Origin of the sequence: Ulvibacter litoralis (assembly GCF_900102055.1) — a bacterium.
Taxonomy (GTDB): domain Bacteria; phylum Bacteroidota; class Bacteroidia; order Flavobacteriales; family Flavobacteriaceae; genus Ulvibacter; species Ulvibacter litoralis.
Genome location: NZ_FNBA01000001.1, coordinates 622,934 through 638,212, shown reverse-complemented (window position 1 = coordinate 638,212; position 15,279 = coordinate 622,934). Strand labels below are relative to the sequence as shown.

Below are 15,279 nucleotides of genomic sequence, written 5' to 3'. Positions count from 1 at the left end.
TTACCTGCGTAGTAAAGAAAATTAAATCGCATTATTCCAGATTTTGAATTTGCAAATTGAAACCCTCTTTTTTAACTTAGAATATACGTATTTATACTTAAAAGGGATTGAGCTTAAAAGTGATATATTTGTGAGTACTAACTAATTGATTTACTCCCCGTGAAAAAAACGATATTATTTTTCGTGCTATTACTTTGTACGATCGTTTCTGGTCAAGAGGATGATTCAGAAAAAGAAATAGCCACATTACTTCTTAAAATTGAGCAATCTCATAAAGGGGAAAAGCTTCAATTAATGGACAGTTTGTCTAATTATATCTCTTCCAATACAAATTTTGAAAATGATTCAATTGTTAAAGCTACGGTTCAATACGCTTTAGAAATAGATTCGATTGGTATTGCAACTTGGCAAACAGCGAACCTTATTTTTTTTCAGAATAATATTAAAGGAAATCCAGAAAAGGGAAAGCAACTTTTTTTAGATTTTTTAGAAACATCCGAAAAAACTAAAGATTATACAGCGTTGGCGAAATTTTATATTGAAGGCGGCGATAGTTTCTTTTTTCTTGAAGATTATGACAACTCCATTGGATATTATGATTTGGCTGAAACGAATGCTGTAAAAGCGAAAGACGATCGGTTTGTAGGTTTGGCAAAGCTATACAAAGCAGCTACATTGAGTAATTGGGGAGATTTTTCTGAATCATCTCGATTGCTACAAGAAGCTCGAAAGATTTTTCAGAAAACAAATGACACCTTCAATATTATTAGCTCGAGGAATTCCTTGTCAGTGTTATACAGTCAGAATAATTTTTTTAAAGAAGCAAAAGCAGAAAGAGATGAAGCTATTGTACTTGCCAAAAAAATTAAAAGTGAGGGACATTTGGTTTCCTTTTATTACAATGCTGCAACAGACGCTGGTAAACAAGGAAATAATGAAGAGCAAATTAAAGAATTAAAATTAGCCTTAGACGCTTCAAAAAAATCGAGAAGTCCGGAATATTACGAAGCCATGTTATTAGCAGGACTGTCTATTGCTTATTCGAAAATAGACAGTGTTTCTGTTGCCGAATCTTATATAAAAGAAATTGAGAAGTCTCCAGAACAAAACACGCAAGGAAAAAATAAAGAGCCCTATCTAGACGCTTTAAAACACTTAGCTTTTGCGAAAAAAGATTATGCTAATGCTTTAATATACGGTAAGGAGCATCTTTCTATTAAAAAAGAAGGCTCACATTTTGAGGAAATTCAACGAGGAGAAAAGTTTCTAGCCGATGTGTATGAAGCTCTTGGGAATAATACTTTAGCGTATGCTCATTTTAAAAATTATGAAGCATTAAAAGACTCGATTGGAAATGTTCAAAAAGTAAGAGGGTTGTCGTATTACCAAACTCTTTATGAAACAGAGAAGAGAGATGCTAAAATTCAAGCACAACAGCGTGATATTGCGCTGTTAGATGCACAAAATAAAATTAAAAATCAGTTAATTCTTTTTGGGGGTATAGGAATGTTGGCATTTTTTGCCGTTGTTGTTTTGGCACGATCTAGAAATGCCGCGAGAAAACGTCAAAAATTACAAGAAGACTTTTCACAAGACTTAATAAAAGCGCAAGAAGAAGAACGCACAAGAGTAGCTCGTGAACTTCACGATAGTGTTGGACAAAAATTAATGTTGTTAACCAAGCAAGCCAAACGCTTTGGCGATTTTGAAATAGATTGCCTGGCGGGAAATACGTTGGAAGAATTACGTAGTATCTCTAGAGGATTGCATCCCATCACGTTAGAAAAACTAGGGATTACAGAGGCAATTATATCGATGGTTAATGAAGTAGATGCAAACACGAATATATTTTTCACCAATGAAATTGAAAATATAGACGATTTATTATCGAAAGAAACATCGTTACATCTTTATAGAATTTTACAAGAAGTTTTAAATAATATGGTAAAACATGCTGAAGCAAAATCGGCTTCAGTAACTATTGAGTACCGAAACAATGCCGTTGAGGCCATAATTGTAGATAATGGAAAAGGTTTTGAATATTCTGAAAAACTAAAGCTAGCCACAAGTCTAGGGATGAAAACCCTAATGGAGCGCGCCAAAATTATAAAGTCGAGCTTAGATATTCGCAGTAAAAATAATCAAGGAACAACAATCCAATTAATAATTCCTACGTTTAAATGATTGAGAAGAAAAAGGTATCCATACTAATTGCAGACGACCATCCAATACTTTTAAAAGGCTTGAATGACGAGTTAATAGAAAATGGGTATTGGGTTATAAATAGTGTCTCAAACGGAATGAAAGCTCTAGAAGAAATACTAACAAATGAGCCAACGTTGGCCTTGTTAGATATAGATATGCCTTTGTTAACCGGTTTTGAGGTGATTAAAAAAGCAAAGGAAAAAGGGGTTACAACAAAGTTTATTGTATTGTCATTTCATAAAGAGACGTCCTATATTGCACAGGCAAAAACGCTTCAAATTGAAGGGTATCTATTAAAAGAAGATTCCTTTTTGGAGATTGAAAAATGTATGGAATCGGTTTTGAACAATCGCGTTTATTTTAGTTCCTCTTTTAGAAATAGTATTGTTAATGAAGCTTCCGAAGAAGTAAAAAAATTGAGCCTATTAACACCTTCCGAAGTAACCATTTTAAAATTAGCCGCACTTCAAAAGAAAAATAACGAAATAGCAGAATCATTATGTGTCTCAACTCGAACCATTGAAAAACACCGAAGCAATATTATTGTGAAATTAAACCTAGAAAAGGGAAGTAATTCGTTGATTAATTGGGTGATATCGAATAGAAATGTGATTTTAGAACTCTAAGAGCATACACGTAGTAAATACGTGATTATACGTATATCATGCTATGATACTTAACTCTATATTGCAAGTGTTAAAGTTTACATTTGTTTATAAGATTTAGTGACTAACCAAATTAGAACCCTTTTACTTTATTGTAAAAGGGTTTTTTGTGTACGATTTTTCCTAACTGAAAACAGGTACTTTTTATCTCTCTTAGATTTCAGTGAGCAATTTTCTTTTCTTTTTTTATAATATTGGTCGTCTAAACTCCTCACAGTAAATAGCTTCTTCCTTATGGTTGGAGTTGTTTTTTTAAGTAAGCTGTTTTTTAATTTTTTCTAAAAACTATCGTATGAAAACACCTTTACTACTACTTTTTCTTTTTTTTAGTTCCTTTCAAACTTTTGCGCAAACCCCCATTAATGATGCGTGTGCTGATAGAATTAGCATTACCGTAACAACAACGGGGACAACAAACACATCGGCTGCTCTTGGAACAGCGACTCCTACTGCGGCAGATTTTCTAACCAACTGTGAAACCTCAATTTCGGCTGACTATCTAGATGTTTGGTATGAGTTTACGATGCCAGTTGATGGAAATATTCAAATTTCCAATGCAGGAGGTACGGAGTCATTTACGTTGTACGATGCTTGTGAAGGAACAGAATTACGCTGTTTTTTTGGTGGTGGATACATCTATGATTTAACGGTGAGTACGACTTATGTGCTGCGATATGCAGAGCGTACACTATACGCAAATAACTCTAGTTTTAATATTCAGGCATATGCTACTATTGCAAATGACGATTGTTCCGATCGGGAAACCATTTCGGTTACGACAGCTACCACGACAACAGTAAATGCCAATTTTAGCGCGGCAACTCCTACCGCTCCAGACTTTATAACCAGTTGTGAAACCTCAACTTCTACCGATTATTTAGATGTTTGGTATGAATTTACGATGCCAGTTGATGGAAATATTCAAATTTCAAATGCAGGGGGTACGGAGTCATTTACGTTGTACGATGCTTGTGAAGGAACAGAATTACGCTGTTTTTTTGGTGGTGGATACATCTATAATTTAACGGAGAGTACGACTTATGTGTTGCGATATGCAGAACGAACCCTTTATGCAAACGACTCCAATTTTAATATTCAGGCATATGCCAGTATCGCAAATGATGATTGTTTAGATAGAGAGACAATTTCCGTTACGACGACTGCACCTATAACCGTAAGTACAGATTTTAGCGCGGCAACTCCTACCGCTCCAGACTTTATAACCAGTTGTGAAACCTCAACTTCTGCCGACTATTTAGATGTATGGTATGAGTTTACCATGCCTGTTGCGGGTAATATTCAAATTTCAAATGCCGCAAGTTCAGAGACCTTTACCTTGTATGATGCCTGTGAAGGCACAGAGTTACACTGCTTTTCTGGGAATGATTTCTTTTATAATTTAACCGAAGACACCACTTATGTGTTGCGATATGCGGAGCGAACACTTTTCGCGAATAGCTCTGATTTTGATATTCAAGCATATACTAGTATCGCAAATGACGATTGTGCAAATAAGGAAACAATTTCAGTTACTACTGCTGCGGCTACAACAGTAAGTGCCGATTTTAGTTCGGCTAGTCCTACTGCTCCCGATTTTGTGACCAACTGTGAAACTTCAACTTCTATTGACTTTTTAGATGTATGGTATGAGTTTACCATGCCTGTTGCGGGTAATATTCAAATTTCAAATGCTGCAAATACAGAGACCTTTACCTTGTATGACGCCTGTGAAGGCACAGAGTTACACTGCTTTTCTGGGAATGATTTCTTTTATAATTTAACTGAAGACACCACTTACGTGTTGCGATATGCGGAGCGAACACTTTTCGCGAATAGCTCTGATTTTGATATTCAGGCATATACTAGTATCGCAAATGACGATTGTGAAAATAAGGAAACAATTTCGGTTACTACGGCTGCCACTACAACAGTAAGCGCTGATTTTAGTGCTGCTAGTCCTACAGCTCCCGATTTTGTGACCAATTGTGAAACCTCAACTTCTATTGATTTTTTAGATGTATGGTATGAGTTTACCATGCCTGTTACGGGTAATATTCGTATTACTGATGCCGCAAATACTGAAACCTTTACTTTGTACGATGCCTGTGAGGGAACAGAGTTGTATTGTTTTACTGGGAATGATTTCTTTTATGGCTTAACTGAAAGTACAACCTATGTATTGCGCTATGCCGAACGAACCCTTTTTGCAAATAACTCTTCTTTTGATTTGCAGGCTTTTGAAGCATTAGAAAACGATACTTGCGCTTCAGCTTCGTTTATAGATGTGGGGGTTGTAACCTATTCAGAATATACCAACGATTTTAGAAGAGCCACCGAAAGTATGAATGCTAGTTGTGATAATACATCTATTGTTAATTTAGATTTTTGGTATGAGTTTGTAATGCCTGTAGATGGAAATATAGAAGTGTCAAATATTTCAAATTCAGAAGGTGTCTCTCTTTTTGATAGTTGTGGTGGTACAGAATTGAGTTGTTTTTCTGATGACGGATTGTTTTTTAGTTTAACTGCAGGAACCACATATTATATACGTTTATCAAAACGAGCGGATTTAGCGAATGAAATTACTTTCAGAATTCAAGCCATTGAAGCGCCTTTGGCTAGTTGTAATGCTACTACCGAATTTATTTCTGGAATATGGTCGCCAACCGAGCCAAATTTAACGACTAATGCAATTATTCGAGTGAATTATAACACAGAAGATTTTGGTAGTTTCTCTGCGTGTTCATTGTATATCGACACCGGAGTAGTAGTGACCGTTGAGGCAGATGATTATATTGAAGTAGGGTATGGGGTAAATGTAAATGGAACCCTAAATGTAAATCATCAAGGAAATTTAGTGCAACGTGATGCTGACGCCATAGCACTTAATAATGGCGATATCAATGTAAATGTAACCACACCAGTTCTAAAACCAAGAGATTTTATGGTACTTGGGAGTCCGATGGATTCGGAAACAAGAGACGATGTCTTCGGAAATGCTTTTAGAGTTTTACATCATACTACTGCTAATTTTGTTCCAGATGCAACGGTTGCAGCTGCATTTCCTGATGCTGAAAATTTTGCAGACGACAATGGAGATAATTGGTCGCTATACACTGGGGTTATTAATGCTTCGGAAGGGTTTTTAGTTTGGCCTCAAGCGTCGATCACCGATGGAGACACCTCGTACGATTTGGTATATTCTGAAGGAACCTTGAATAATGGGGACATTTCGTTTCCAGTAGCGTATAACACCACAAAAAATGACAGTCCGAATATTTTAGCAAATCCGTATGCTTCATCCATCTCCGCTACCGATTTTATTAATCAAAATGCAATGGTAGATGAGGTTTATTTTTGGGAACATTTTACGTCTCCAAATGCTTCACTTCCGGGGTATAACGGAATGAATTTTAGCATGGAGGATATTTCTATGTATAATTTAATGGGAGGTGTTGCTGCTGCCAGTGATCCTTCAGGAGTAGATTCTGAACCTGACGGCTTTATTTCAACAGGGCAAGGGTTTGGAATTAAAGCAACTGCTTCAGGATCGGCACTATTTACCAATTCGATGCGTAGATTGTCTAATAACAATACACTTCGTTTTGATGATTCCGAAGTAAATAAAATTTGGCTTTCAGTTCAGAATAGAACCTATACGATGCAAAATACGGCTTTAATTGGTTTTACTGAAAATGCTACCGCAGGTATCGATAATGGATACGATAGTAGAAGGTTGGCAACGGTAGTTTCGTTGTACTCGCATCTAGAAGATGGAAGTGGCGAATTTAGCATCCAATCGCGAGAAGCTTTTGATGCTGACAGTTATATTCCTCTCGGATTTTCTACACAATTAGAAGTAGATGAAGGCTTGCCGTATATTATTTCCATTGCAAATATGGAAGGCTTGGCGTTAGAAGCTTCCACCGTTTATTTAGTAGATACGTATTTAGGAATTACAACCAACTTATCGGAGAGTGATTATCAATTTACAGCCACAGCAGGAACCTATAACAACCGATTTATACTTCAGTTTAAATCTGAAATTTTAGGAACAACCGATAATATGTTAAATAGAATAAGCTTGTTTCCAAATCCTGCACAGGACCAATTAACTATTAGTGTGCCTTATGGAGTATTGTTACAAGAGATTGATATTTATGATGCGACAGGAAGAGTGTTATTGCACTCAAATTTGGAACAAACAAAAGAGAATAAAACGATAGACGTTTCAACATTATCTAGTGCGACGTATTTTGTGGTTTTAAAATCTTCAGTAGGAACGATAACAAAACAACTAATTAAAAACTAATAACTAACCAGTTGTAAAAGAAGCTGTTTAAAAAGAAATGATTTATCAATGTATCAGGTCGAGTGGGGTCGAATCTGATTGACCATCATAAATTTAAGTTCTCGATTGTGTTCGAACAGACTTAAAAATTACTTTTTAGACAGCTTTTTTATTTTTCAGAAGGAAAAGAAATTAATACCCGAAATCGGTTCTTATTTTATCTGCTTTTTCTAATAATAAGTCTACGGTTATAAAATCTACTTCCTCTTTGTCAAAACCAGATTGAAAAGTTCGCATTGCTTTTTTTGGTTCTCCAGACTCTTCATAATAGCGTCCTAGAAAGTAATTTCCTAACACAGAATCGGGATATTGTTTTTTAGCCAATTCGGCAATTTCTTTTAGCGACTCTAATTGTTTTCTTTTTTCAGAAGCACGTCCAGTTGCAATAAAATCGTTGATACGAATTGGATTGGTAAGTCCGAATAGGTCTTCAATCGTTTTGTATTTTTCTTTTAAATATTCATGAATAGGAGTTTCGGTTTTCATTAACACATCGGTATATTCTTTTTTGCTTATAGGTCTGTACACCGCAAATATTTTTTCCAATGCATTTGGAATTCCTCGAGCTACTAAGGAGTAATGCGTAGCGCCCTCAAAATTGTCGTAAAAATAGGTAAACGTGTCACTTTTCAGACCTTTTAAAGAAGTGTTGAGTTCTTCAGCAGTTTCCATAAGTCCTTGAATGTCGTCTGTTCCTGTAGCCAAGTAATAAAATATTTTAGACTTTACGTGTGGAATACGTTCTGGAAGGCTCATATCAATTCCAGGAGCTAAATCTGGACTTAAATTAATGTACCCGTTAAATAATGGTGGGTCTTTGTATAAGTAATAATTGATAAAGTTTGCAGTAAAATCGTGTCCTACAGCGATTACAAATTTTGCAGTACGGTAGGTTTTATCGATGTGCGGAATCAATTCTAGTCCGATAAATTCAAAAAAGTCGGCACCTTTATCTGCTGGAAAATAATTTGTTTCGTCGTAGGAGCAATCGTCATAGCGCGTATCTCCTTGCATAATTCCTACCACAATAGATTCGGGCATGTCTTCCCAATAGCTAAAGTAATCTACATTTCCTGCAACAGGCTCAAATAGATAATCGGCATCAAGAACCACAACAATTGGGTACACTTTCTCGGTATTGCTGTCGTAGTTTCGAGGTAATTGAATTTTTAACCGTCTAGATTCGCCTAGTTTAGTAGAATTGAATTCTTCGTAAATTATTTGTCCTGAAGCACCTAAACTTCCCAAAAGACAAATAAATAGTACAAGTATGTTTTTCATAATTGATGTTTTTTTCAATCTGAAAGATAACAAAATTTATAATCGGACTATTTTCAGCTACTGCTTATTTTTTTGAAGCGTTGTAAATAGGTAATAATACTAGGGATAAACAGCCTATTACTAAAATGGAAGCAATGTTTGAAGTCCAAACAATCCAACCAAAAGCAACGCCTGCTGTTTTAGCGACACCAAATACGGCTAAAATACCTGCTAATGCGGCTGGATAAGTCCCAAAACCACTGTTGGTAAAAGCGAAGGTAAAACTACCAACAACAAAGGCAATAATAATGGTTCCGAAGCCAATATGAGAGGTTTCTGGGAGTGCATATAAAGCGGTGTAGAACGAAAGTAGGTAGAGTCCCCAAATTACAAACGTATGAAAAATAAAAGCCCCCTTTTTCTTCATTTTAAGAATGCTAAAAACGCCGTCTTTCAGCCCGATGACGAAACTTTTAAGTTTTAAGTTCGTTTTCGATTTGGAAAACTTCAGAAAAGCGATAATGACAAGACCCAACAAGATTCCACCTATAACAAGAAGGTAAATTGCATTAGACGGGATGCTATTTGTGACGTATTCAGAAAGAAGGTCAAATTTTAAAATTAGCGCCATTAAGGCAAAGGCAAGTAAGAAAATAAGATCTACCACTCTTTCAGAAATAATGGTGCCGAACCCTTTTTCGAACGGGACATCTTCATATTTGTCGAGTATAATTCCGCGTGATACTTCTCCACTCTTCGGAATTAAAAGATTCATTAAGTAGGCTACAGAAATAGCCATGAAGCTGTTTGCTAATTTTGGACGGTATCCTAGAGGTTCTAGTATAAAACTCCACCGATACGCACGCGAGATATGACTTAAAATACTGAACAAAACAGATAGAAGTACAAAACCATAGTTCGCTTTACTGAAATAGGATTGTGTTTCGGCGAGTTGTTCGGGGGTAAATGAGGTATAGATATACCAAATTAAAAAGACACCTAACCCTAAGGGTAAGGCAATTTTTAAAAATTTACCAAGAAATTTGTTCACGTTATGTGAGTAAATTATCGTCGTTTGGGAATACAAGAGAAGGTTTAAATGCTTTCGCTTCTTCTTGTTCCATAATAGCGTAGGTGATTAAAATAAGGATGTCACCTGGGGCAACTTTACGAGCTGCAGCGCCATTAAGGGTTATTTCGCCACTTCCACGAGGTCCTGGAATAGCGTATGTTTCAAGACGTGCTCCATTATTGTTGTTTACAATTTGCACTTTTTCACCTTCAATAATATTGGCGGCGTCCAGCAAATCTTCATCAATAGTGATACTGCCTATATAGTTGAGGTCTGCACCAGTAACTTTTACTCGGTGAATTTTAGATTTTACTACGTGTATTAACATGGGGCAAAGATACTAAAAGGGTTTACAATTCTAAATTTTGACCTTGAAAATGCGATTCGTTGAAAATATATAGCTTAAATTATGATAATGCCATGTTGTCTATCAAGCGAATTTCGCCGGCATAGACAGCTATAAAAGCTCTATAACTGCTGTTTTTATATTTTCTTTTTGCAGTTTTTAAAGTTCGTTCGTTCGCAATTTCAAAATATTCGATTTTTAATGAAGTGTTTTTCAAAAACCGTTCCACAACCAATTTGTTTAATGCTGGAATGGAAAGGGCGCTAAATTTTTCTTTTACTTCGGAAAGTGTCTTGTTGATAAGAACTGCGTCGTTAAATTGTTGTTCTGTGAGGCGTTTGTTTCTTGAGCTCATTGCCAAACCGTTGGGTTCTCTAACAATTGGACAGTTTACAATGCGAATAGGAAGCTTTTCAATAGCCACTAATTTTCTAATGATTTGCAATTGCTGAAAATCTTTTTCTCCAAAATAAGCTTGATCGGGCATTACGGCTCGAAACAATAAATTTACTACGGTACCCACACCGTCAAAATGTCCTTTTCGGTGTTTTCCTTCCATTTCATGTTCAATGTTTCCGAAGGTATATTTTTTAGAAATGACTGGGCCATTATATAAATTAGAGGCTTCTGGTGCAAAAACAAAGAGGGTTCCTTCTAGTTGGGATAGAAATTTAACATCTGCGTCTAAGTTTCTAGGGTATTTTTCTAAATCCTTTTTATTGTCAAACTGTGTAGGGTTTACGAAAATACTTACTACCACACAATCATTCTCGTTAAGTGCTTGTTTTACAAGGGATAGGTGCCCATTGTGCAGAGCGCCCATCGTTGGGATAAAGCCAATTTTTTTTCCTTTTCTGAAGGGTAAAAGGGCATTTGAAAGAGATTCGCGGTTGGTATAGACACCCATAATTTTGAATTAATGACCCGCAATATTAATATATTACAGGCAATCTACATAAATTTTCGTAATTTTGCGTGTTTTTTAAATCAAACACCCATAAAAATAAAATAGATGAAAGATAAAAGAGTCTTGTATGTGTCTTCCGAAGTAATACCTTATCTTCCAGAGACCGAGATTTCTTCGATGTCGTTTGAAGCTCCTAGAATGGTTAACAATAATGGCGGACAGATACGAATCTTTATGCCACGTTATGGAAACATTAACGAGCGTAGACACCAATTGCACGAAGTAATTCGCCTTTCGGGGATGAATCTTGTAATTAATGATTTAGACATGCCGTTAATTATTAAAGTTGCTTCAATTCCTAAAGAGCGCATGCAAGTGTACTTTATTGATAATGAAGATTATTTTAAGAGAAAAGCAACATTTGCAGATGAAGATGGAAAGTTTTATTCAGATAATGACGAACGTGCTATTTTCTTTGCGAAAGGTGTTATTGAAACAGTAAAAAAATTAAACTGGTCTCCAGACATTATTCATGTTCACGGATGGTTGGCTTCTTTCTTGCCACTTTACCTTCGCAATTACTATGGTAATGAGCCATTATTCGAGAATAGTAAAATAGTTACCTCTGTGTACAATCAAGGCTTTGATGGTACGTTAAATATGGGTGCGATTGATAAAATTAGATACGATGCAATAGACGATGAAGCTATTGAGGAGTTAGAATTGCCTAATTATGTCAATTTGATGAAGATTGCTATTAAAAATTCTGATGCTATCATTGTTGGGTCTAAAGAGATCCCTGAAGAATTAGAAGAATATATTAACAATCTTGATAAACCTGTGTTAAAGTATCACAATATGGATGAGTTTTCTCACGCATATTTAGACTTTTACGAAACAAAAGTACTTCAGTAATAAACTTATTTTAATTGCGTATGAAATTCAAGAATACATTGCCTCAACTGTTGGCAATACTATTTTTAATTATTGGCTTAGCATCTTGTCAAGAAGATTTTAGTAGCTTAGGGTCAGACGTTATTGGGGGGCAACCCATTAATGTGCTGTCTAAAACAAATAACACTGTTGTAGCGTTTAGTAAAAAATTGGAGGCTGTACAATCTAACGGATTGCCAGTGTACCAGCTTGGGACATATTCGGACCCGATATACGGTAAAACGAAAGTGGATTTGGTGTCTCAAGTGGTATTAGGAACACCTGATCCAGACTTTGGATATGAAACAGAACTTGACAGTGTGGTTTTATACATTCCATATTTTAGCGATGCTACGACTTCAGATGAGGTTACTACCTATACTATAGATTCAGTGTATGGAACAAACCCTATCAATTTAAAGATATACGAATCTAATTATTACTTGCGTGATTTTGACCCAACAACAGGGCTTCAAGATCGCCAAAAATACTATTCTAATTTAGGAGACGTATTTGAAGGAGGTAGTAATGTAGGAGAGTTGATTTACGAAGAGGAAAGTTTTTTACCTTCCAATGAAGGGCATCTTTTATTAACTGCCGACGGCGACGATGAAGATGAAGATCCAGACGAAACTTTAGTGGCGCCAGGATATAGAGTTAAATTGCCTGTAGCCTTTTTTGAAGAAAAAATTCTTACACAAGGAGGAAATTCAGTATTGGCAAACAACAACAACTTTAAAGATTACTTTAGAGGGCTTTATTTTAAAACAGACGATTTAGGAACCGACGGAAATCTTTTTCTATTTAATATCGCAAATGCATCTGTAACATTGTTTTATACGTATCAAGACGAAGAAGAGCCAGCTGCTGGAGAAGAAGTTGAACGAGAGGAGGGGGTTTTATCTCTTTCTTTTACGGGTAATAATGTAAATCTTTTCGATAATGATTTTAATCCTACAATCGCGGCCGCTTTAGAAAATTCAGACATGATTAATGGAGAAGAAACGTTATATGTACATCCAGGTGCTGGTGTTGCTACTATTATAAACTTATTTGGAACTGAAGATGCTGATGGTAACGGGGTGTCAGATGAGATTGACGAAATGAGACTTGAGCAATGGCTTGTTAATGAAGCAAATCTTATCTTTTATGTAGATCAAGATAAAGTTACAGGAGGAACAGCTGAACCAGACCGTTTACTTATATATGATGTGGCAAACGAATCAGTATTACTTGACTATGGTAATGATAATACTGTATATGAAGAAGCGTCAGACGCTGTAACAGGACATTTAGGTAAATTACAACGTGGAAGTGATGAAAATGGTGAGTATTACAAAATTAGAATTACACACCACCTTAATAATATAGTACTACATGATTCTACAAACGTCCCGTTGGCACTTGTGGTTACTCAAAATGTACTAACACCAGGTTTTAATAGTATCAAAACCCCAATTGATATCGGAACTGACTCAGAATTAGAAGCGGTGCCTACTTCTAGTGTTTTCTCTCATCGAGGAACGGTATTGTTTGGTAATAATACAGCCAACGAAGAAAAAAGATTAAAACTCCAAGTTTATTATACTAAACCTAATTAATAATTAATTTATGTGTGGAATTGTAGGTTACATAGGTAAAAGAGAAGCATATCCAATTATCATTAATGGATTAAAAAGACTAGAATATAGAGGGTACGATAGTGCTGGTATCGCATTGTTTGATGGTACGGATATTCAGTTAAGCAAAACAAAAGGAAAAGTAGTTGATCTTGAGGCTCGTGCTGAAAAGGAAATTACGATGAAAGGGAATCTTGGAATTGGCCACACAAGATGGGCAACTCACGGAGTTCCAAATGACGTGAATTCACATCCGCATTATTCTAATAGTGGAGATTTAGTAATTATCCATAATGGTATTATTGAAAATTACGCGTCTATTAAAAAAGAATTACAAAATAGAGGATATACTTTTAAATCCGATACAGATACAGAAGTTCTTGTTAACCTTATTGAAGAAGTTAAGAAGAAAGAAAATGTAAAGCTTGGAAAAGCAGTTCAAATTGCTTTAAATGGAGTAGTTGGAGCGTATGCTATTGCTGTATTTGATAGAAATAAACCAGATGAAATTGTTGTTGCAAAACTTGGAAGTCCATTGGCTATCGGAATTGGTGATGATGAGTTTTTCATTGCGAGTGATGCTTCTCCTTTTATTGAATTCACAAATAATGCGATCTACTTAGAAGATGAGGAGTTGGCAATTGTTAGATTAGGAAGAGATGTAAAGGTTCGTAAAATTAAAAATGATAAGTTGGTAACGCCACATATTCATGAGTTACAACTTAATATAGAGCAGATTGAAAAAGGCGGGTACGATCACTTTATGATGAAAGAGATCTACGAGCAACCTTCTGTTATTAAAGATACATACCGTGGTCGTTTATTAGCAGATCAAGGTCTTATTCACTTAGGAGGTTTAGAAGATTATATTCCGAAATTTCTGAATGCGGATCGAATTATCATAATTGCTTGTGGTACTTCTTGGCATGCTGGATTGGTGGCTGAATATGTTTTTGAAGATTTAACTCGTATTCCTGTTGAAGTAGAATATGCCTCCGAGTTTAGATATAGAAATCCAATTATTACGGAAAAAGATGTGGTAATTGCTATTTCTCAAAGTGGAGAAACAGCAGATACACTTGCGGCTATTAAATTAGCGAAAGAAAAAGGCGCTTTTGTTTACGGAATTTGTAACGTAGTAGGATCTTCAATCTCTCGTGAAACGCATAGTGGAACCTATACCCATGCAGGACCGGAAATTGGTGTAGCTTCTACCAAAGCATTTACAACACAGATTACGGTGCTTACCATGATAGCTTTAAAACTGGCTAAAACAAAAGGAACTATTTCTAAACGTGATTACATGTTGTACTTACACGAATTGGAATTAATCCCTACGCGTGTTGAGGAAGCATTAAAGAGCAACGAAAAGATTAAGGAGATAGCAGAGGTGTTTAAAAATGCGTCTAATTTCCTATACTTAGGAAGAGGGTGTAATTTCCCGGTAGCTTTAGAAGGTGCCTTGAAATTAAAAGAAATCTCATACATCCACGCAGAAGGGTATCCTGCTGCCGAAATGAAACACGGGCCAATCGCACTTATCGACGAAAATATGCCGGTGGTTGTGATTGCTATTAATAGTGATCATTACGATAAAGTGGTAAGTAATATTCAGGAGATTAAGTCTCGAAAGGGAATTATTATTGCTGTGGTTACTGAAGGAGATACCGCTGTAACTGAAATGGCAGATTATGTAATGGTAGTTCCTAAAACACCAGAAATGTTAACGCCATTAGTGACTACAATCCCTTTACAACTATTGTCGTACCATATTGCGGTGCTATTAGATCGTAATGTAGACCAGCCTAGAAACTTAGCGAAATCGGTTACGGTAGAATAACCAATATTTATAAAATAATTAAAAATCGCCTATTCTTATTAATAGGCGATTTTTTTTGTTTGTAATGTTTGGGGCAGCGAT

Annotated in this window: 10 protein-coding genes; 6 read left to right on the top strand and 4 right to left on the bottom strand. The window is 35.8% G+C overall.

Going from position 1 to position 15,279, the window contains the following annotated elements; genetic code table 11:
* Positions 1-183: 183 nt before the first annotated feature.
* The 3 genes from BLQ00_RS02995 to BLQ00_RS02985 all read left to right on the top strand — a co-directional run bounded on the left by BLQ00_RS02995 (position 184) and on the right by BLQ00_RS02985 (position 7,182).
* Entirely contained in the window at positions 184-2,184 is a 2,001-nt protein-coding gene (locus BLQ00_RS02995; protein ID WP_139149351.1) for a tetratricopeptide repeat-containing sensor histidine kinase, read from the top strand.
* Positions 2,181-2,831 carry a response regulator gene (locus BLQ00_RS02990; RefSeq protein ID WP_093140310.1) on the top strand — a complete coding sequence of 217 codons (651 nt, stop codon included), beginning with the start codon at positions 2,181-2,183 and terminating at the stop codon, positions 2,829-2,831. The genes BLQ00_RS02995 and BLQ00_RS02990 overlap by 4 nt, the downstream gene beginning before the upstream one ends.
* Before the next feature lie 331 nt (positions 2,832-3,162).
* Positions 3,163-7,182 carry a T9SS type A sorting domain-containing protein gene (locus BLQ00_RS02985; protein WP_093140308.1) on the top strand — a complete coding sequence of 1,340 codons (4,020 nt, stop codon included), beginning with the start codon at positions 3,163-3,165 and terminating at the stop codon, positions 7,180-7,182.
* 171 nt (positions 7,183-7,353) lie between these two features.
* Here the strand turns inward: BLQ00_RS02985 and BLQ00_RS02980 are convergent, their stop codons facing one another.
* The 4 genes from BLQ00_RS02980 to panC form a co-directional block, all read right to left on the bottom strand.
* Entirely contained in the window at positions 7,354-8,502 is a 1,149-nt protein-coding gene (locus tag BLQ00_RS02980; protein WP_093140305.1) for an alpha/beta hydrolase, read from the bottom strand.
* A 64-nt stretch (positions 8,503-8,566) separates the two neighbouring features.
* Positions 8,567-9,532, bottom strand: a complete 966-nt coding sequence (locus BLQ00_RS02975) for a lysylphosphatidylglycerol synthase transmembrane domain-containing protein (RefSeq protein ID WP_093140302.1) — start codon at positions 9,530-9,532, stop codon at positions 8,567-8,569.
* Between the two features lies 1 nt (position 9,533).
* Positions 9,534-9,881, bottom strand: a complete 348-nt coding sequence (gene panD, locus BLQ00_RS02970; RefSeq protein ID WP_093140299.1) for an aspartate 1-decarboxylase — start codon at positions 9,879-9,881, stop codon at positions 9,534-9,536.
* A gap of 79 nt (positions 9,882-9,960) precedes the next feature.
* Positions 9,961-10,806: a pantoate--beta-alanine ligase gene (gene panC / locus BLQ00_RS02965; protein WP_093140296.1), complete on the bottom strand. Its 846-nt coding sequence runs from the start codon at positions 10,804-10,806 to the stop codon at positions 9,961-9,963.
* A gap of 105 nt (positions 10,807-10,911) precedes the next feature.
* On the opposite strand from panC, the gene BLQ00_RS02960 reads away from it, so the two are divergent.
* The 3 genes from BLQ00_RS02960 to glmS are packed head-to-tail and all read left to right on the top strand — an operon-like array spanning position 10,912 to position 15,198.
* Complete coding sequence (locus BLQ00_RS02960) at positions 10,912-11,721, top strand: glycogen/starch synthase (protein WP_093140294.1); 810 nt, start codon at positions 10,912-10,914, stop codon at positions 11,719-11,721.
* A gap of 20 nt (positions 11,722-11,741) precedes the next feature.
* The gene (bamH, locus tag BLQ00_RS02955; protein WP_093140291.1) at positions 11,742-13,340 is read left to right on the top strand and encodes a BamH family beta-barrel-assembly machinery protein; all 1,599 of its coding nucleotides are present in this window, start codon (positions 11,742-11,744) and stop codon (positions 13,338-13,340) included.
* Between the two features lie 10 nt (positions 13,341-13,350).
* The gene (glmS, locus tag BLQ00_RS02950; RefSeq protein WP_093140288.1) at positions 13,351-15,198 is read left to right on the top strand and encodes a glutamine--fructose-6-phosphate transaminase (isomerizing); all 1,848 of its coding nucleotides are present in this window, start codon (positions 13,351-13,353) and stop codon (positions 15,196-15,198) included.
* The last annotated feature ends 81 nt before the right edge of the window (positions 15,199-15,279 follow it).

Coding starts and splice junctions, on each gene's coding strand:
- BLQ00_RS02960 (WP_093140294.1), top strand. CDS start 10,912: ATGAAAGATAAAAGAGTCTTGTATGTGTCTTCCGAAGTAATACCTTAT.
- glmS (WP_093140288.1), top strand. CDS start 13,351: ATGTGTGGAATTGTAGGTTACATAGGTAAAAGAGAAGCATATCCAATT.
- BLQ00_RS02980 (WP_093140305.1), bottom strand. CDS start 8,502: ATGAAAAACATACTTGTACTATTTATTTGTCTTTTGGGAAGTTTAGGT.
- bamH (WP_093140291.1), top strand. CDS start 11,742: ATGAAATTCAAGAATACATTGCCTCAACTGTTGGCAATACTATTTTTA.
- panC (WP_093140296.1), bottom strand. CDS start 10,806: ATGGGTGTCTATACCAACCGCGAATCTCTTTCAAATGCCCTTTTACCC.
- panD (WP_093140299.1), bottom strand. CDS start 9,881: ATGTTAATACACGTAGTAAAATCTAAAATTCACCGAGTAAAAGTTACT.
- BLQ00_RS02990 (WP_093140310.1), top strand. CDS start 2,181: ATGATTGAGAAGAAAAAGGTATCCATACTAATTGCAGACGACCATCCA.
- BLQ00_RS02985 (WP_093140308.1), top strand. CDS start 3,163: ATGAAAACACCTTTACTACTACTTTTTCTTTTTTTTAGTTCCTTTCAA.